The organism is Flavihumibacter rivuli, assembly GCF_018595685.2.
In the GTDB taxonomy this organism is placed as follows: Bacteria; Bacteroidota; Bacteroidia; order Chitinophagales; family Chitinophagaceae; genus Flavihumibacter; species Flavihumibacter rivuli.
Genome location: NZ_CP092334.1, coordinates 4,091,684 through 4,109,490, shown reverse-complemented (window position 1 = coordinate 4,109,490; position 17,807 = coordinate 4,091,684). Strand labels below are relative to the sequence as shown.

Sequence of the window (17,807 nt, the reverse complement as noted above, 5' to 3'; positions counted from 1 at the left end):
CGTTCTTTAACGGTATTAGGGAATCTGAAGGGTGAGCCCATCATAGGCAAGTTGCATGCCTACGGGCAGTCCCTCGTCGATGTCCTGGTGACGGCCAAGTTGGTGGCTGATATGGGTGAAGTAGGCATGGGGAACCTCAAGCTCCTGTGCCAGTTCAATAGCTTCCCCAAGGGTAAAATGGGAAATATGTTTTTCGTGCCTCAATGCGTTCAAAACAAGATGGGTGCTACCCTTGATCTTTTCCATTTCCTCTGTGTCTATCCGGTTGGCATCAGTAATGTAAGTGAAGTTCCCAAATCGGAAACCTAATACAGGCATTCTAAGATGCCAGACCAATACCGGCTGTACAGGGATATCGCCCACCCAAAAAGGCTCAGTGTCGATCGCATTCATGTGGATCTCCGGGACACCCGGGTACTTGGTCTCAGCAAATGCATAGGGGAACTCCCTGATAATAGTGGTCTGCGTCATTTCATTCGCGTAGACCTGCATTGGCTGGCGGGAAAAGAAGTTGAAAGCCCTGACGTCATCCAGGCCAGCTATATGGTCCTTATGGGGGTGCGTGAAAATTATGGCATCGAGGTGTTTTACTTTCTCCCTGAGCATCTGGTAGCGGAAATCAGGAGTGGAATCCACCACCAGGGTTGTTTTGTCTGAACGAACAAGTATGCTCGATCGCAAACGATTATCCCGCCTATCAGTGGAAGCACAAACCTCACATTCGCAGCCGATCATCGGAACCCCGCTACTGGTACCGGTGCCCAGGAAAGTAATGGAGAGTGGGGGTGTTTTTAACATGATTGAAATGACCGGCTTTGGTATAAATCATCCACAGGCAGCAATCAGCCGGCTTGCTCATTACTGCTTTCCTGGTTGGCGCTGGCGGCCCTGGCCAATATATCTTCATACGTCTTACGGGCCTCGGGTGAAAGCTCCTCAGGATTCACATTCAGTTGGGGAATGATATCCAGCAGTGTATTGATGCGCCCTTCCAACTGAAGGAATTTATTCAATACGACCACCTTCTTCTGTTCAAGAATGCAATAGCCACTTTGGAATGTCCCCCTTTCATAGCGCACTATGTAAGAGGCCTCTTCCAGCACCTGTTCTATCTTATTAAGAGTTGCCTGGGTATATTTCATATCTTTTCCTTAAGGGATCCAGCTTCAACCATTCCTTGCAGCAAAATTAAGGCTTGCAGGGGGCTGCTGCAGTCCTGTTCCCCACCAATTTTCCACATCAGCCGGCCCTTACATCAGGCCTTACTGACCATTTTGATCACCGGCACGATCATTTCCTCGAGGCTCACCCCTCCGTGCTGGAAGCTGTTCCGGTAATAGTTGGCGTAATGGTTATAGTTGTTGGGGTAACAGAGGTAACCGTCCTCCCTGGCAAAAATAAAAGAGGAGTTCACGGACGGTACAGGCAGACCGGCCTCCCTTGGGTCCCTGAAAGCCAACACATCCCTGGGTTCGTAATTCAGGTTCCGGCCATGCTTATACCGAAGGTTGGTGGTGGTTTGCTTATCCCCAACCACTTTATGCGGGGTTTTCACCCGTACACTGCCATGGTCGGTAGCCAGTATGAGGTTGAACTTCTTATCTGCAATCCTTTTCAATGCCTGGTGCAGGGGGGAGTGTTCGAACCAGCTGGCCGTAATGCTCCGGTAGCTCATTTCGTCACTTGCCAGCTCTTTCAGCACTTCCATTTCAGTACGCGCATGACTGAGCATATCGACAAAATTGTAAACGATCACATTCAGGTCATTACCCAACAGGTTATGGATATTGTTCACCAGGTCAGTACCCGCCTGGTGGTTCAGCACCTTGGTATAGGTATACCTGATATCCTGTCGGTTCAGCCTTTTGAGCTGTGCCTTGAAGAACTCCTCCTCATAGAGATTCTTTCCTCCTTCCTCATCATCATTCTTCCATTGCACTGGGAATTGCTTCTCAATATCGATCGGCAACAGGCCCGCAAAAATGGCATTACGGCAATATTGGGTAGCGGTAGGCAGGATACTGTAAAAAGTATCCTCTTCCAGTACCCTGAAATGTTCCGCAAAGATCGGCTGGATGGCGCGCCACTGGTCGAAACGAAGGTTATCGATCACCACGAAGAAAGTGGGCACCCCTTTCTGGATATGGGGCAGGACCTTAAACCGAAACAGATTATGGCTCATAATGGGAGCCTCTGAAGATCTGGGGTTTACCCAGGAGGCATAATTCTTAGAAACGAACTTAAAGAACTCTGTATTGGCTTCTTGCTTCTGGCTGTTCAGCACTTCCTGCATTTCGGGGCTATCGCTCTTCTCCATTTCCAGCTCCCAATACACCAGCTTCTTGTAAATATCCATCCACTCATTAAAATCGGGGTTACTGTTCAGGGCCATGAAGAGGTTCCGAAACTGTTGCTGGTACGCATGGGTGGTCTTCTCGGCCACCAGCCGCTTATTGTCCAGTATCTTTTTCAGGCTCAGCAGCACCTGGTTAGGGTTTACAGGTTTGATCAGGTAATCGCTTATCTGGGATCCGATGGCGTCATCCATCAGGTTTTCCGTTTCATTCTTCGTGATCAGGACCACCGGGATCTGCTGGTTGATCTCCTTGATCTTGGCAAGGGTTTCAAGGCCGGTTATTCCCGGCATGCTTTCATCCAGCAGCACTACATCAACCAGGTTTTCCCTGATATAGTCCAATGCATCAAATCCATTCGAAAGGGTATTCACCACATAGCCCTTATTCTCCAGGAACATTTTCTGCGACTGCAGGCTTTCCATTTCGTCATCTACCCATAAGATTGTAGCCAATGCCATGCTTGTTGGTTTGTTGATTAGCGTTGTAGTCCCACCAGCCGGCAATTCCATGAGTAAAAAACCCTTTTCAGGAAACCGGACGGCAGCGCCTTTTCCAAATGTAATTTATCTGTTTTGCCTTCGTACTTTTGTCCACTTGATTTTTATCATTTTAACAAAACCGCCACGTCCTGATGCCATTGATGAGAAAGATAGTGAATGACCCGGTATATGGATTTATCACCATAGATCACCCGCTTGTTTTTGAGGTGATCGCCCACCCCTATTTCCAACGCCTGCGACGGATCCAGCAAATGGCCTTTGCCCACCTGGTTTATCCCGGTGCCGTGCATAGTCGTCTGCACCATGCCCTGGGAGCCTATCACCTGATGGGGAATGCCCTTGCGGAACTGAAGAGCAAGGGTGTGGCCATCAGCCAGGAAGAGGAAGTAGCCGCCAGGATCGCCATCCTGTTACATGATATCGGCCATGGGCCATTCTCCCATGCATTGGAGCACCGCCTGATCGAAGGCGTGCACCATGAAAGCATCTCCCTGCTCATCATGGAACACCTCAACAAGCAGTTGGGTGGACAATTGGAGCTGGCCATCAGGATATTCCGCAACGACTACCACAAACCCTTCCTACACCAGCTGATCTCCGGCCAGCTGGATGTGGACCGAATGGACTACTTGTCAAGGGATAGCTTTTTCACCGGTGTGGCAGAAGGGGTCATTGGCTATGACCGTATCCTTAAAATGCTTACCGTTCATGATGGCGAGCTGATGGTAGAAGAAAAAGCAATTTTCTCCATAGAAAAATTCCTGGTCTCAAGGCGCCTGATGTACTGGCAGGTATACCTCCACAAAACCGTCCTTTGCGCTGAACAAATGCTGGTCAAGATCATCAGCAGGGCGAAGGAACTAATCCGCAAAGGCATTGCTGTTAACGCTCCTACCCAGGCGCTGGACTTCTTCCTCCAGCAAAAAGGGAAGCTGGATATATCACAACACCTTGACCAGTTCTGTCGATTGGACGATGCCGATGTGATGGCCGCCATCAAAAACTGGACCTTACACCCCGACAGGGTATTATCGGCCTTATGCAGTATGCTGATGGACCGCCGCTTATTGAAAGTAAGGCTGGATTCAGACCCAACTGACGCTGAACTCCTCAACAGCATGAAGGTAGGCCTTGAAGAAAAGACCGGTATTTCCCCGGAAGAAGCAGCCTACCTTGTTTTTACAGGCGATGCCAGCAATACCACCTACGATCCATCTGACGAGAAAATAAATATTCTTTTTAAGTCAGGCGAAGTAAAAGACATATCCAAAGTGGACAATGCGCTTATCCAGCACAATTTAGCCCACCCTGTTAAAAAATATTACTTTTGCTACCTGAATCCGGCCAGTATACCGGATTTCTTTGGCACACCAAACCAGCTATAAAATCATTATTTATGCAATTCAGTGCGGCGCAAATTGCACTACTGATCAACGGGAAAGTAGAGGGAAATACAGATAGGACTGTCAGTGCTTTTGGGAAAATAGAAGAAGCCCGTGAGGGTCAGCTTTCCTTCCTTGCCAATCCTAAATACGAGGAACACCTATATACCACAAAGGCTTCTGTGATCATCATCAACGACAACCTGGAACTCAAACAACCTGTTGATGCAACCCTGATCAGGGTTAAGGACGCCTATACCGCCTTTGCCACTTTACTAAGCAAATACCAGGAACTGAAGACCCAACAATTGGTTGGCATACAGCAGCCCGCCTATATTTCCCCTACTGCCAAAATTGGCGAAGGGGTGTATATTGGGGCATTCGCCTACATTGGCGAGCAGGTCACCATTGGGAACAATGTAAAGATCTTCCCCAACAGCTATATTGGCAACAATGTTACCATTGGCGATAATACCATCATCCACCCCGGTGTGAAGATTTACCACGACTGCGTGTTGGGAAGGAGTATTACCATCCACGCCGGTACAGTGATCGGGGGTGATGGTTTCGGTTTTGCGCCCCAGGCAGATGGCAGCTTCCAGAAAGTGCCCCAGATCGGCAATGTGGTCATTGAGGACCATGTAGAGATCGGAGCCAATGCTACTATTGACCGTGCCACTATCGGATCAACCATTATCAAGGCGGGAGCCAAACTGGACAACCTGATCCAGGTAGCCCACAATGTGGAGGTTGGCCATAATACTGTTATTGCCGCGCAGGCTGGCGTAAGCGGAAGTACAAAGATCGGCAACAATGTCATGATCGGTGGCCAGGCGGGAATCGTTGGCCATATCACCATTGCCGATGGCAGTAAGATCAATGCGCAAAGCGGTGTGAGTAAATCCATCAAAAACCCCAATACTGCCGTTACCGGTTCACCGGCATTTGATTATACCAGTGCACTGCGCAGCCAGGCTGTAAGCCGCAACCTGCCTGACATGGAGCGCAGGATCAAGGAACTGGAAACCCTGGTGAAGCAATTACTGGCTGAGAAGGTTTAACATATCCGGAAGCAAACTGCCTGCGCTTTGCTATCTTTGCCGCTCAAGATGAAAAGCATGGATGCAAAATTCAACCCTGATAAGCAACATACCTTAGGCGCAGAGATCGGCATTTCCGGCACTGGTTTGCATACTGGTGTAAAGGTGGATATGACCTTCCGCCCGGCCAACCCGGGTTTCGGTATTCAATTCCAACGCATAGACCTCCCCGGCCAACCCTATATCAAAGCGGATTGTGACCTGGTAGTGGATACTTCAAGAGGAACCACCATCGAGGATAATGGGGCCAGGGTAAGCACCATTGAACACGTTCTTGCTGCCCTGGTTGGAACAGGGGTAGACAACTGCCTTATCGAGATCAATGGCCCGGAGACCCCCATCATGGATGGCAGTTCCCAGCCTTTTGTAGAGATGATCCAGGAGGTGGGCGTAATTGAACAGGACGCCACCAAGGCCTGGTATACCATTGATCAGAATATCTATCATTACGATGAAGTAAAGCGGGTAGAAATGGTGGTGATGCCTGCGCCTGAATATTGCATTACCACCCTCATTGACTTTAATTCCCCTGTCCTCGGAACACAGCATGCCCAGTTAAAGAGCATGAAGCATTTTGTTGAGGAAATAGCCATGAGCAGGACCTTCGTTTTCCTCCATGAACTCGAAATGTTGCTGGAGCACAACCTGATCAAGGGTGGTGACATCAACAACGCTATCGTGGTGGTGGACAAACCGGTTACCGACGCTGAAATGCAACGCCTTGCGAAGGCATTTGGCCGCGACAAGATCGAAGTAAAGCATGAAGGATTCCTGAATAACCTGGAGTTAAGGTTCCCCAATGAGCCAGCCCGCCACAAACTTCTGGATATCGTGGGAGACCTGGCCCTGATCGGCTATCCCATCAAAGGCAAGATCATTGCCAATCGCCCCGGGCATAGCACCAACGTTGAGTTTGCACGTAAGATCAAGCAGTACATCAAGAAGAACAAACACCTGAAAGATGTGCCTGTTTATGATCCAAACCAACCACCGATCTTCACTACCCAACAGATCGAAAAGACCCTGCCGCACCGCTACCCCTTCCTGCTGGTGGACAAGATCATTGAGCTGACCGATAAGCATATTGTAGGCATCAAGAATGTGACCTTCAACGAGCAATTCTTTGTTGGCCATTTCCCCGGCAACCCGGTAATGCCCGGTGTACTCCAGATCGAAGCCTTGGCCCAAACAGGCGGCATCCTGGCCATCAATGCCATGAGCGGTGGAGAATACGACACTTATTTCCTGAAGATCGACAACTGCAAATTCAAGCAGAAAGTTGTTCCCGGTGATACCATGATCCTGAAAATGGAACTGGCCGCCCCGATCAGGAGAGGTATTTGCGAAATGAAGGGTACCGTTTATGTGGGAAATAAGGTTTGCACCGAAGCTGACCTTGTAGCCCAATTGGTGAAGCGCAACCAGTAAAATCGAGTATTTTCAGCATTTACACTTATTTTTGCACGCTAGGTATATAGGCCTGGCGTTTTTTTTGCCGGCCCTTATCCACTCAATAACCAGAATTGTAAAAACCAAAATGATCCATCCGCATACCTACATACACCCCAATGCCCGCCTGGCTACCAATGTAAAAGTTGACCCATTCACCGTTATCCACCAGGACGTGGAGATCGGGGAAGGCACCTGGATTGGCAGCAATGTGACCATCATGGAAGGCGCCAGGATAGGAAAGAACTGTAGAATTTTCCCGGGAGCGGTAATTTCTGCCACTCCACAGGATCTCAAGTTCGAAGGGGAATATTCTATCGTTGAGATCGGGGATGGCACTACCATCAGGGAGTTTGTAACCATCAACAGGGGAACCAAGGACAGGGGAAAGACCGCAGTAGGTAAAAACTGCCTGATCATGGCTTATAGCCACCTCGCCCATGACTGTATCGTCGGCAGCAATTGCATCATGAGCAATAACGTACAGATGGCCGGCCACGTAACCGTTGGTGACTGGGCGATCATCGGAGGGGTGAGCGCCATCCACCAATTCGTACAGATCGGGCAACACGCTTTCGTTAGTGGTGGATCACTGGTAAGCAAGGACGTTCCGCCCTATATCAAGGCCGCCCGCACCCCATTGAGCTATGCCGGCGTAAATTCCGTAGGCTTGAAAAGAAGGGGTTTCAGTATCGATCGCATCAACCATATCCTGGATATTTACAGGGTACTCTACAATAAAGGCATGAACACCTCCCAGGCCCTCGAATTCATCGAAGAAGAATTCAGCGCTACCGATGAAAGGGACGAGATCGTCACTTTCGTCCGGGAAAGCGGCAGGGGTATCATTAAGCGCTATACCAAAGGCAGCAACGATGACGATATCGCTATCTGATGCCGGCAAGCGGTTCAACAGGGAATGGATCTTTCGTCATGTAACCTTTCAATTTGAGGAAGGAGCACACTATGCCATTACCGGGCCAAATGGTTCGGGCAAAAGCACCTTGCTACAGGTCATTGCTGGAGCCACAGCCACCAGTGAAGGAAAACTGATCTGGCAGCCCAACCAAAACAGGAATGGCCTTCCCCTGGAATCTGAAAAGGTGTTCCAGCATCTTTCCATAGCGGCTCCCTACCTCGACCTTATTGAGGAAATGACCATTACAGAGCTACTGGAATTCCATAGCCAGTTCAAGCCCCTGCTTCCGGCATGGTCAGCAAAGGAAATTGTTGGGAAAGTGGGACTGGAAAAAGCTGCGCATAAACAGATCCGCTATTATTCTTCAGGCATGAAGCAGAGGGCCAAATTGGCCCAGGCGATCTTTTCAGATGTGGAAGTGATACTGCTGGACGAACCCTGCACTAACCTTGACGCTACGGGCATTGCACTGTACCAGCAACTCATCCATGAATTCGGCGGCAACAGGACCATCATCGTAAGCAGTAATGATGAGCAGGAATATGGATTCTGCAAGCAACAGATCCATATCATGGATTACAAAAACTCCTGAGTACCCCTACCCTCAACTCCAAATCAAGGTAATCAAAACTTAACGCCTGGAAGCGATCAGCAGGTTCAGGTCTGTATACTTCAGGTTAAAGCGTTGGCTCAGGTGGAAATGGGTAAGTGCCCCTTTGAAAAGATAGATACCACTGCGCAAATGGATCTTGTGCCAGATCAGGCTTTCAATCCCCCCTTCCTCCCCGGCTTCCAGTAGCAAGGGCATCAGGACATTGCTGATGGCATGGGATGCTGTTCTGGCAAATCCAGAAGGGATATTGGGCACACAATAATGGATCACGCCATATTTCATGAAGATGGGTTGTTCATGACTGGTGATCTCAGAGGTTTCGAAGCAACCACCGCTATCGATACTAACGTCAATGATCACACTACCGGGACGCATATTGCTCACCATCTCTTCAGTAACCACGATCGGGGTTCTTCCCGTATTATTACCCAGTGCCCCCACAGCCCAATGTCATTAAGTTAAGGGGAGTTGGGTTGGTGTGCTAATAAAAAAAGCAGAGAATCACTTTGTTATTTTTGAGGTGCGAACTACAAAAAAACAGGATTCTCATGCTTGAGGCAAATTTACGTATCATCCAAGAACTAAAGCTATTCTTACAGTTAATTGTTAGCGATTCTGATCTGCTGTCGTTCTTTGGCAACACCCCTACTGCCTTTACCCGGAGGAGAAAACTTACGTTTGATCGGATGGTTTTGCTAATTGCCCGGTTATGTAAGAAGACACTGAGTGTGGAGCTGGCGTCATTCTTTAACGAGATAGGCACCTCCCTGGACTGCTCCACCAGCGCCTTCTGCCAGCAGCGAATGAAGCTTAACCCATTGTTCTTCAAAATATGGAACAAGCTACTATGTGACGCATTCTATGCTTATAATGCTGCAAATGTGAAAAAATGGAGAACTTATCGGGTCGTTGCCATTGACGGCTCCAATATGAGCCTTGTGAATACCCCATCACTATCCAGCCATTTTGGTGGTCAGCATAATCAGCATGGCTCTTTTGTCCAGGCAAAGGCAGTTTATCTGCACGATGTACTCAACTGCTTGACAATCAGCACCTCTTTAGTTCCTTTCAGAACCGGAGAGCAAATTGTTGCCTATTCTATGATAGAACAACTTGAAGAGGACATGCTGGCCATTTATGACCGAAATTTCTGCAATTACAAGATGTTCGCATTGCATTTATGGCAAGAGACGGAGCGGAAGTTCATCATTAGGGCTAAGGAAAGTTATGAACCCTTTAAGGGATTTATTGCCAGTGGCAAGAAGAGTGATATAGTCCAGTTGCTACCTTCATTTTCAGCAATAAAGGGATTACGTCAACATGGTTACATTATCACCCGTCAAACAGCATTGAAGGTCCGACTGGTGCGCGTAGACCTTCCCGATACTGTTGAAGTTCTAGTGACCAACCTTTGGGAAGAGGAAGATAATCCCAGCCATATTTTTAAGGAACTATACTTCCTGAGATGGAAGCTTGAAACGAACATCTCACACCAGAAAAACATCTTACAATTGGAGTCCTTTAGTGGCCTTTCACCCCTTTCGGTTGCCCAGGACTTCTATGCTACAGTATTTACTTCGAACCTACATGCCATTTTAGTAGCCCCGGCACAGAAAGAAGTTGACGAAAAACCATACAGGGGTAAATATCCCAGAAAGGTTAATGGAAACAAATCATATGGAGGCTTGAAGACCAAAATGGTAAAACTCTTCATTGTCCAAAACCCGGAATCCATATTATTAGAGCTACAGCGATATTTTGTAAGAAATACATTGCCAATCCGATCGGGGAGATCCTCGCCAAGACAGATTAAAAATAGAAATAGCAAAAGCAAGCATAAAACCTATATGAATTACAAACCCGCCTTCTAAAACCTTAACTTAATGACATTGCCCCACAGCCACTTCGCAGGTCTTCAATTGCTTGGCCAGGATCTTGGGCTCAATTACCGAAGTCCATAGCCGCTGGCCAATATTATTCTGGAGCTGCTTCAGTTTGAAAACGCTGTTGTCGAACACCTTTACCGATGCACCCAGTGCAAGGGCGGCACGGGCTGCATATTCGCCCACTATCCCTGCACCCAGGATCACCACTTTGGTGGGAGGGATGCCAGAAATTCCTCCCAGCAATACTCCTTTACCATGATTGGCCGATCCCAGGTATTGTCCTGCGATCAACATCACAGCACTGCCGGCGATCTCACTCATGCTGCGTACGATCGGGAAAGTGCCACTCTCATCCTTGAGCTGCTCGAAGGAAATGGCCGTGATCCTTTTCTCCATCATCTTCTCCAGCAGGTCAGCCTTCAGGAGGGAAATATGCATCGGTGAAATGATCACCTGGTTGGGTTGGAGGTAGGGAATATCATCATCTGTGATCGGCGCACTTTTCACCAGGATCGGCGCCTTGTACACCTCGGCCTTATCATACACGATCCTGGCACCGGCCTCACTGTAATCCTTGTCGCGGTAATGGGAGGCATCGCCCGCATTGTGTTCGATCACCACCTGGTGGCCATTGCTTACCAGCACCCCAACAGCATCCGGGATCAGCGCTACCCTGTTCTCCTGGTAAGCCGTTTCTTTGGGAATACCTATATGCAATTGGGCACCCTTGGGTTTGATATCGAGGGTTTCCTCAAGGGTTTCATAACTGAAAGCCGTACTGATAAAAGGTTTCTGCTGCGCCATGAATGGTTGCTGGATCTATGATTAATGATTCACCTTGAAAGGGATGGTAAATTACAAATTCTAAACCGGATTATTCCTTCCCGGCTCATGCTTAGGGAATAATGTATAAAAATTAAGTCAGGGAAGATTTAGTTTCAGCCTCCTGGTTACAGGATCCAATACATCAATGAATACTTCAGGGTAGCTGGAAGGAAAGAGGCCGGGAGCCTTTTCCGGCCATTCCACCAGGCAAAGACGGCCACTATACATACAGTCTTCCACGCCTGCCTGTATGGCCTCCTCCTCATCCCTTATTCGATAGAGGTCGATATGGTAAACTGGTCCACCGGGAGAGGAATACTCGTTGATGATGGAAAAGGTCGGGCTTCCAACGGGACTTGTCACTTTCAGCACATCACACAATGCATGGACAAAGGTTGTTTTCCCGGCGCCCATCTGGCCATGCATGGCAACCAGTCTGGCATCACCCAAGGCCGACAAAAATGACCGGGCTACATCAGGTAACTCTTTGAGGGTGTAGGTCCATTCCATCTGGCAAAGATAACTGCAACCGCGTTGAGATAATAGCTATAAGGACTTCAGGACAAAACAACCCGCCTTCTTTAAATTTGTATATGCAAATTGATCAAGCTGTAAAGGAGGAAGGCATATGGAAACGGTAAACTGGAAAGTAGAAGGGATGACCTGTTCAAACTGTGCGTTGAGCATTTCAAAATACCTGGAAAAGGAGGGCATGCAGAACGTGAAGGTGAACCCGATTGATGGCGACGTACAATTCGAAATCATTGAAGCAGCCGAATCCAATAAAGAGAAGTTAGCCAAAGGGATCGCCTCATTGGGTTACAAGGTGCAGTCACCTGAAAACACAGCCCATACGCAGGGAGCAGGATCCCAACCCATGAACAAATACCTGCGCTACCTCCTGCTCTGTCTCCCCTTCACCCTGGTGCTGATGCTGCACATGATCCCGGGCCTGCATATCCACTGGCTGATGAACCCCTGGGTGCAGCTGGCCCTTTGTATTCCTGTATTCCTGATCGGCATGTCCTTCTTTGGGAGAAGCGCATGGAAAAGCCTTCAATCAGGCGTTCCCAACATGAATGTATTGATCGCCCTTGGCGGGTCAGCAGCTTTCCTATACAGCCTTATCGGCACCCTGATGGGACAGGGTGAACAATACCTGTTCTATGAGACCAGCGCTACTATTTTCACCCTTGTATTCCTCGGCTACTACCTGGAAGATGTATCAGTAGGATCCACCCAGTCGGCCCTGAACAAATTGGCCAAAAGCCAAAAAGTGATGGCCAATATGATCGCATTTGACGACCAGCACCATGAAGTAATTTTTCCCATTGAGAACATTCACCTGAAACATGGCGATCTTATCCTGATCAAAACAGGGGAGCAGGTGCCTGCCGATTGCAAGATCCTATGGGGTGAGGCCAGTGTAAGTGAAGCCATTGTTACGGGAGAAAGCTTGCCCCTGGAGAAGAAACCTAAGGATATCATTATCGGAGGCAGCCTGGTGGTTGAAGGAACGGTTAAAGCATTGGTGGTTGCGGAAGCCAATCAATCAGTCCTGGCCAATATTATCAACCTGGTCAAAAAAGCACAGGGCGACAAACCTCCCGTGCAACTCATGGCCGATAAGATCAGTGCGGTCTTTGTGCCAGCAGTATTGGTGATTGCACTGGCAACCTTCGCCATCAACTATTTTATCCTGGGCGAGTTCACCCCTTCACTCATGAGGAGTATTGCCGTATTGGTGATCGCCTGTCCTTGTGCCATGGGATTGGCCACACCCGCCGCGATCGCAGTGGGTCTTGGGCGTGCAGCAAGAAATGGCGTATTGTTTCGCAATGCCAAATCACTGGAAGCCTTCAAGACCATCCAACAGGTGGTGTTCGATAAGACCGGCACGCTTACAACAGGTAATTTCGTGGTAGATGGATACCATTTTGAAAAGGTTGATGAAGCTGAATTCAAACAACTGGTATTCTCAATGGAGAAGTTCTCCAACCACCCTATCGCAAAGTGCATTGCCAATGAATGGAAGACCAACCAACCCATCCGCTGGGCAAAAATAGAAGAGGTGAAAGGAAGGGGGATGCGCGCCCTCACCAGGGAAGGGGATGAATACTGGGCAGGCTCTTATGAAATCGCCAGCAGGTTGACAACAGACTCCAGTCACAATGTTTATATTACCCGCAATGGCCAGTTGATCGGCTGGATCAATGTAGTTGATGAGGTCAGGCCAGAAGCTGGCGAAGTGATCGACTACCTCAGGAAAAAGAAAGTGAAAACCATCCTCCTGAGTGGTGACCGCAAGGACAAATGCCTGCAATTGGGCAATACCCTTGGAATGGATGAGATCATGTACGAGAAGAGCCCAGAACAAAAGCTTGGCATCCTGGAACAGCTCAACCAGACAGCCCCTACCGCAATGGTTGGCGATGGCATCAATGATGCGCCTGCATTGGCAAAAGCATCCATTGGCATTTCGATCAGTGAGGCGTCACAGGTAGCCCTCCAGACTGCAGACGTAGTGCTGATGAACCATGGCCTGAAAAACCTGCCCCTGGCACTAGGCCTTGGTAGGCATACCCTCCTCACCATTAAACAAAACCTGTTCTGGGCATTCGCCTACAACATAGTTGCCATACCAGTAGCGGCTGTTGGCCTGCTCACACCGGCCTTCGGTGCCCTGGTAATGGGACTTAGTGATGTGGTACTGGCCATTAACTCAGTCAGGCTTTTTGTAAAAAAAGTTATTTGAGAAGAAAAGGATATTTTGCCAAACTTTAAACCTGACCAAAGTCCAACAGCCTGTCGGCCATACATTCCATATTAAAGCAATACTGGGGCTATGAGGCTTTCCGTCCCTTGCAGGAAGAGATCATTACATCAGCAATTGACCAGAAAGATACCTTAGCACTGCTTCCTACCGGAAGTGGCAAATCCATTTGCTACCAGGTACCGGCTCTTGCTTCAGAAGGCCTGTGCCTGGTGATCAGCCCGCTTATAGCACTAATGAAGGACCAGGTCCAGCAGTTGCGGAAAAAAGGCATCACTGCTTTTGCCATTCATACAGGCATGAGCTTCAAGGAGGTGGCCAGGACCCTTGAACTTGCGACCGACAGCAACTGTAAGCTCTTGTACGTATCGCCGGAACGATTGCAAACAAGGCTTTTCAAGGACTACCTGCCGTCGCTATCCATTTCCCTGATAGCAGTAGATGAAGCCCATTGTGTGTCGCAATGGGGATATGACTTCCGTCCCAGCTACCTAAGGATAGCTGAAACGAGGGAAGACCTGCCCGGTGTTCCGGTATTAGCGCTCACTGCATCAGCCACACCGGAAGTGCAGCAGGATATCATCCAACAACTTCGTTTGACCAATGCAGTTACCATAAAAGGTTCCTTTGCAAGGGAAGCCCTCTCCTACAGCTGCTTTGAAACCGGTAACAAACCCGGCAAAATGCTGGAGATCCTGCAAGGCGTACCTGGTTGCAGTGTAGTGTATTGCAAGAGCAGGAAAAGAACCGTTGAAGTAGCCCGTCAATTACAATCAGCAGGCATATCAGCCACCTATTACCATGCTGGTCTTGACCAGGAAGACCGTAACGAACGCCAGCAACTTTGGATGGGCAACCAGGTCCGGGTAATGGTAAGTACGAACGCTTTCGGCATGGGCATTGACAAGCCTGATGTACGCACAGTCATCCACTATGATGCACCGGATTGCCTGGAACATTATTACCAGGAAGCGGGAAGGGCCGGCCGGGACAGGAACAAAGCCTATGCGATCCTCCTTTACCAAAAGACGGAATTGGACCAACTGGAAATCCAGCTTGAAAAAAAATACCCGCCTCTCCCGCTAATACAGGCAGTATACCAGGCGATCGCCAACTACCACCAAATACCAACAGGAGGCGGTGAAGGCATCACCTATGATTTTGAACTGGAGACTTTTTGCAAGAATTTCCAGCTGGACAGGACACCTACCATTGCGGCTATCCAATTGCTGCAGGCAGAAGGGTATATCCTGATGAACGAAGCCATGTTTCACCCGCCCAAGGCCAAATTCGTTTGCGACCGTTCATGGCTGGAGATACTGGAACAGCAGCACCCGGAATGGGATGAACTCAGCAAGACCTTGCTCAGGAACTATGAAGGCATCTTCAACGTACCGGTAACCATTTCAGAACTGCATCTTGCCCAACAGCTGCGTTGGGACAAGGAAAAAGTAAGGGAAGGACTCCTTTTCCTTCACCATTATGGGGTGATCAAGTACCAGCCTCAAAAAGAGTGCCCTCAACTTACCTTGCTCACCCCAAGGGTAAAAGCGGAATATGTAAGGATCGACCAGCAGAAAGTACAGCTAAGGAAGAAAAAAGAATCAGAACGAATCAGTCATTTCCTGAAGTATATCAACACCAACAGTTGCCGAAGCAGTTATATTGGACATTACTTCGGGGACAACGATATGAAAGCCTGCGGCATCTGCGACAACTGCATTGAAAATAAAAAACGACAGCATAATACACTTGACCTACAAAAAGAAATCCTTGCTAAAGTAAGCCAGGGAGCTTTTCACCTTCCGGAAATGGAAAAACTTTTCGATAACCTGGTGACCAAAGACCAATTATGGTCCGTGATCGAATACCTAAGGGCAGAGCAAAAGATCTCCATTGACCCAAATGGACTTATTTCGAAGCGATAGTAACGCTTTGTGGCCTGGGAACGCTGGCTGTAAACAGGTTATGGCTGAATAAATAGGATGCCCCCTCAAAATAAGCAATTGCCTCTTCGATCATTTTTGGATCCTTGGGAATAGGAACAACCGCACCAGTTCTATAGTCTGGCCGGAACATCCGCACCTGCTTCCGGGGAGACAACACAACCATTTTATCATTCTTCACATAAGCCACATCCTGGTAATTCACCAGCAACAGTCTTTCCCTGCCCGGTTCCAATTTGAATACATCATAACCAAAGAACCTGGAAGTATATGGAAGGTTCAGTAATCCCATGATGGTAGGATCAAGGTCGATCTGGCTTGTCAGGCGTTCAAATTTTCCAGGCTTAACAATGCCTGGCGCATAGATCCAACAAGGAATATGGTATTTATTAAGGGGCATATCAGTCCTGCCTCCGCTATCAGCACAATGGTCAGCTACGATCACGAAGATGGTAGAATTGAACCATGGCTTCCCGCGCATGGCCTGCAGGAATTTTCCGATTGCATAATCAGTATATTGTAATGCCCCCTCCCGCCTTTGAAATTTCGGTGGCACCGTCACCTTACCTTCCGGGTAGGTATAAGGCCGGTGATGGGAAACGGTCATGATATGCTGGAAAAAAGGCTTACCTGAAGCATAACTTATCGCCATTTCCTTTTCCGCTAAAGCATATAGGTCTTCATCGCATACCCCCCATACTGTTTTATGATGGATCGAATCTTCAGGAATTGCATCTTCATCAATTACTGCATAACCATTCTTGCCGAAATAATCCCCCATATTATCGAAGAAGCTGTTTCCACCATATACATACTTGGTATCATAACCATTCTGCTTTAATACCGACCCCAAAGTGAACAATCCCGAGCGGGTCGGCAACCGCTTGACGATAGATTGCCCCGGGGTTGGGGGAAGGGCTGTACTTAATGCTTCCAGCCCCCTTACAGTCCTCGTTCCGGAAGCATAAAGCTGGGTAAAGAAAAGGCTTTCATTGATCAGGGAATCCAGGTTGGGGGTAAGTTTTGGTGCATAACCCAACTCATCTATGAGGTAATCGGGATATATCCTATTATGGTATTCCTTGAAATAGTCCAGGTATTCAGCACTCAAACTTTCAATGCTGATAAGGACAACATTATATTTCCTTCCAGCACCAGCCGGCTCAATCGACCTTCCTAATTCCTGTGGTTCATTACTAACAAACCTCGCCCCTGGTGTTTGAAGCAATTGATGGAGGGTTGTGAAAACCTTTGAAGTATCTTCAGTTGGGTAGAAATCCTCGTAAGACATTTCATTCTTACGAAAAGCGCTTCCAAACTGGAACATCCCATTACCCGCCAGTTCATTGTTCAGTTTGTTATCAGAGAAATTACGAAGCCCTTCATCTACCCATACAAAATCACCAAGCCCAATGGTCACTACCATTAACAATACAGAGATATGGGTCACGGGGCCTACTTTCCCTGAAGGCGCAACCACCCGCTTCCTGACAAAAAACCAAACCAGGAAAGTCAGGAGTAGGACGCCTGCTATTACCAATGGGATATTATAGGACTGCCAGATATTACCTAAGACCTCATTTGTGTAGATAAGATAATCAACCGCGATAAAATTATACCGGACATTGAATTCCTGCCAAAAGAACCACTCGGCAAACGCGTTGAGCACCAGCAATAAAATGGAGAGAAGCAATACAGACTTCATTAACACAAGGCCAAACTTGCTACGTTGAAACCTGACTGGTAATAACCAAACCAATAAAAAAACCGGCAGGGCAAAATACCAGCCGGCAATAAGGTCATAGAACAACCCTATACCATAAACCCCCAACAATTGCAGGGGACGGAGGGAAACCTCCGGCCATCCAGAAACCAGCAATGCTGTCCTGCTGATGGCACTGACCGCCACAAACACCAGTAGTACGAGCCACCAAATGCGATACCTTTCAAGAAGACTTCCTGTTTTGTCCATATGATCTATTCCATTATTTGAAATTGAGGAATATTATTGGCCAAGTTAGGAAGCTCGCTACCGGTTTTTGGTGACACCTGTCACA

General features: G+C 48.2%; 15 protein-coding genes. 8 read left to right on the top strand and 7 right to left on the bottom strand.

What is annotated here, in order from left to right:
• Positions 1-15: 15 nt before the first annotated feature.
• The 3 genes from KJS94_RS17405 to porX form a co-directional block, all read right to left on the bottom strand.
• Positions 16-798 (bottom strand): MBL fold metallo-hydrolase, encoded by a 783-nt coding sequence (locus tag KJS94_RS17405; RefSeq protein WP_214449308.1) that lies wholly within the window; start codon positions 796-798, stop codon positions 16-18.
• Between the two features lie 44 nt (positions 799-842).
• Entirely contained in the window at positions 843-1,142 is a 300-nt protein-coding gene (locus tag KJS94_RS17400) for a hypothetical protein (RefSeq protein ID WP_214449307.1), read from the bottom strand.
• Between the two features lie 113 nt (positions 1,143-1,255).
• Entirely contained in the window at positions 1,256-2,815 is a 1,560-nt protein-coding gene (porX, locus tag KJS94_RS17395) for a T9SS response regulator signal transducer PorX (protein ID WP_214449306.1), read from the bottom strand.
• Between the two features lie 173 nt (positions 2,816-2,988).
• On the opposite strand from porX, the gene KJS94_RS17390 reads away from it, so the two are divergent.
• The 5 genes from KJS94_RS17390 to KJS94_RS17370 all read left to right on the top strand — a co-directional run bounded on the left by KJS94_RS17390 (position 2,989) and on the right by KJS94_RS17370 (position 8,299).
• Positions 2,989-4,242 carry an HD domain-containing protein gene (locus tag KJS94_RS17390; protein ID WP_214449305.1) on the top strand — a complete coding sequence of 418 codons (1,254 nt, stop codon included), beginning with the start codon at positions 2,989-2,991 and terminating at the stop codon, positions 4,240-4,242.
• Between the two features lie 11 nt (positions 4,243-4,253).
• Positions 4,254-5,300, top strand: coding sequence for a UDP-3-O-(3-hydroxymyristoyl)glucosamine N-acyltransferase (gene lpxD, locus KJS94_RS17385; protein ID WP_214449304.1), 1,047 nt, complete (start codon positions 4,254-4,256; stop codon positions 5,298-5,300).
• A 57-nt stretch (positions 5,301-5,357) separates the two neighbouring features.
• A complete protein-coding gene (locus KJS94_RS17380; RefSeq protein WP_214449303.1) occupies positions 5,358-6,767 on the top strand; it encodes a bifunctional UDP-3-O-[3-hydroxymyristoyl] N-acetylglucosamine deacetylase/3-hydroxyacyl-ACP dehydratase in 1,410 nt (469 codons plus the stop codon).
• A 109-nt stretch (positions 6,768-6,876) separates the two neighbouring features.
• Positions 6,877-7,683, top strand: coding sequence for an acyl-ACP--UDP-N-acetylglucosamine O-acyltransferase (gene lpxA, locus KJS94_RS17375; protein ID WP_214449302.1), 807 nt, complete (start codon positions 6,877-6,879; stop codon positions 7,681-7,683).
• Complete coding sequence (locus tag KJS94_RS17370; RefSeq protein ID WP_214449301.1) at positions 7,664-8,299, top strand: ABC transporter ATP-binding protein; 636 nt, start codon at positions 7,664-7,666, stop codon at positions 8,297-8,299. The genes lpxA and KJS94_RS17370 overlap by 20 nt, the downstream gene beginning before the upstream one ends.
• A gap of 39 nt (positions 8,300-8,338) precedes the next feature.
• Here KJS94_RS17370 and KJS94_RS17365 read toward each other — a convergent pair whose 3' ends face one another.
• The gene (locus tag KJS94_RS17365; protein ID WP_239804212.1) at positions 8,339-8,761 is read right to left on the bottom strand and encodes a Rossmann-fold NAD(P)-binding domain-containing protein; all 423 of its coding nucleotides are present in this window, start codon (positions 8,759-8,761) and stop codon (positions 8,339-8,341) included.
• Between the two features lie 107 nt (positions 8,762-8,868).
• Here KJS94_RS17365 and KJS94_RS17360 point away from each other — a divergent pair, with 107 nt between their 5' ends.
• Positions 8,869-10,191, top strand: coding sequence for an IS4 family transposase (locus KJS94_RS17360; RefSeq protein WP_214449557.1), 1,323 nt, complete (start codon positions 8,869-8,871; stop codon positions 10,189-10,191).
• Between the two features lie 9 nt (positions 10,192-10,200).
• On the opposite strand, the gene KJS94_RS17355 is transcribed toward KJS94_RS17360, so the two are convergent.
• Together KJS94_RS17355 and tsaE are read right to left on the bottom strand one after the other, a co-directional pair.
• On the bottom strand, positions 10,201-11,010 hold the full coding sequence (locus KJS94_RS17355; RefSeq protein ID WP_239804211.1) for an alanine dehydrogenase: 810 nt from the start codon (positions 11,008-11,010) through the stop codon (positions 10,201-10,203).
• 117 nt (positions 11,011-11,127) lie between these two features.
• The gene (gene tsaE / locus KJS94_RS17350; protein WP_214449183.1) at positions 11,128-11,541 is read right to left on the bottom strand and encodes a tRNA (adenosine(37)-N6)-threonylcarbamoyltransferase complex ATPase subunit type 1 TsaE; all 414 of its coding nucleotides are present in this window, start codon (positions 11,539-11,541) and stop codon (positions 11,128-11,130) included.
• A 118-nt stretch (positions 11,542-11,659) separates the two neighbouring features.
• Between tsaE and KJS94_RS17345 the strand changes: the two genes are divergently transcribed.
• Positions 11,660-13,786 carry a heavy metal translocating P-type ATPase gene (locus KJS94_RS17345; RefSeq protein WP_214449184.1) on the top strand — a complete coding sequence of 709 codons (2,127 nt, stop codon included), beginning with the start codon at positions 11,660-11,662 and terminating at the stop codon, positions 13,784-13,786.
• Positions 13,787-13,836: 50 nt separating this feature from the next.
• Positions 13,837-15,732: a RecQ family ATP-dependent DNA helicase gene (locus tag KJS94_RS17340; protein ID WP_214449296.1), complete on the top strand. Its 1,896-nt coding sequence runs from the start codon at positions 13,837-13,839 to the stop codon at positions 15,730-15,732.
• Here KJS94_RS17340 and KJS94_RS17335 read toward each other — a convergent pair.
• Complete coding sequence (locus KJS94_RS17335) at positions 15,716-17,722, bottom strand: LTA synthase family protein (protein WP_214449185.1); 2,007 nt, start codon at positions 17,720-17,722, stop codon at positions 15,716-15,718. The genes KJS94_RS17340 and KJS94_RS17335 overlap by 17 nt on opposite strands.
• Between the last annotated feature and the right edge of the window lie 85 nt (positions 17,723-17,807).

Coding starts and splice junctions, on each gene's coding strand:
- porX (WP_214449306.1), bottom strand. CDS start 2,815: ATGGCATTGGCTACAATCTTATGGGTAGATGACGAAATGGAAAGCCTG.
- KJS94_RS17400 (WP_214449307.1), bottom strand. CDS start 1,142: ATGAAATATACCCAGGCAACTCTTAATAAGATAGAACAGGTGCTGGAA.
- KJS94_RS17405 (WP_214449308.1), bottom strand. CDS start 798: ATGTTAAAAACACCCCCACTCTCCATTACTTTCCTGGGCACCGGTACC.
- lpxD (WP_214449304.1), top strand. CDS start 4,254: ATGCAATTCAGTGCGGCGCAAATTGCACTACTGATCAACGGGAAAGTA.
- KJS94_RS17345 (WP_214449184.1), top strand. CDS start 11,660: ATGGAAACGGTAAACTGGAAAGTAGAAGGGATGACCTGTTCAAACTGT.
- lpxA (WP_214449302.1), top strand. CDS start 6,877: ATGATCCATCCGCATACCTACATACACCCCAATGCCCGCCTGGCTACC.
- KJS94_RS17370 (WP_214449301.1), top strand. CDS start 7,664: ATGACGATATCGCTATCTGATGCCGGCAAGCGGTTCAACAGGGAATGG.
- KJS94_RS17335 (WP_214449185.1), bottom strand. CDS start 17,722: ATGGACAAAACAGGAAGTCTTCTTGAAAGGTATCGCATTTGGTGGCTC.
- KJS94_RS17380 (WP_214449303.1), top strand. CDS start 5,358: ATGGATGCAAAATTCAACCCTGATAAGCAACATACCTTAGGCGCAGAG.
- KJS94_RS17390 (WP_214449305.1), top strand. CDS start 2,989: ATGCCATTGATGAGAAAGATAGTGAATGACCCGGTATATGGATTTATC.
- KJS94_RS17355 (WP_239804211.1), bottom strand. CDS start 11,010: ATGGCGCAGCAGAAACCTTTTATCAGTACGGCTTTCAGTTATGAAACC.
- tsaE (WP_214449183.1), bottom strand. CDS start 11,541: ATGGAATGGACCTACACCCTCAAAGAGTTACCTGATGTAGCCCGGTCA.
- KJS94_RS17360 (WP_214449557.1), top strand. CDS start 8,869: ATGCTTGAGGCAAATTTACGTATCATCCAAGAACTAAAGCTATTCTTA.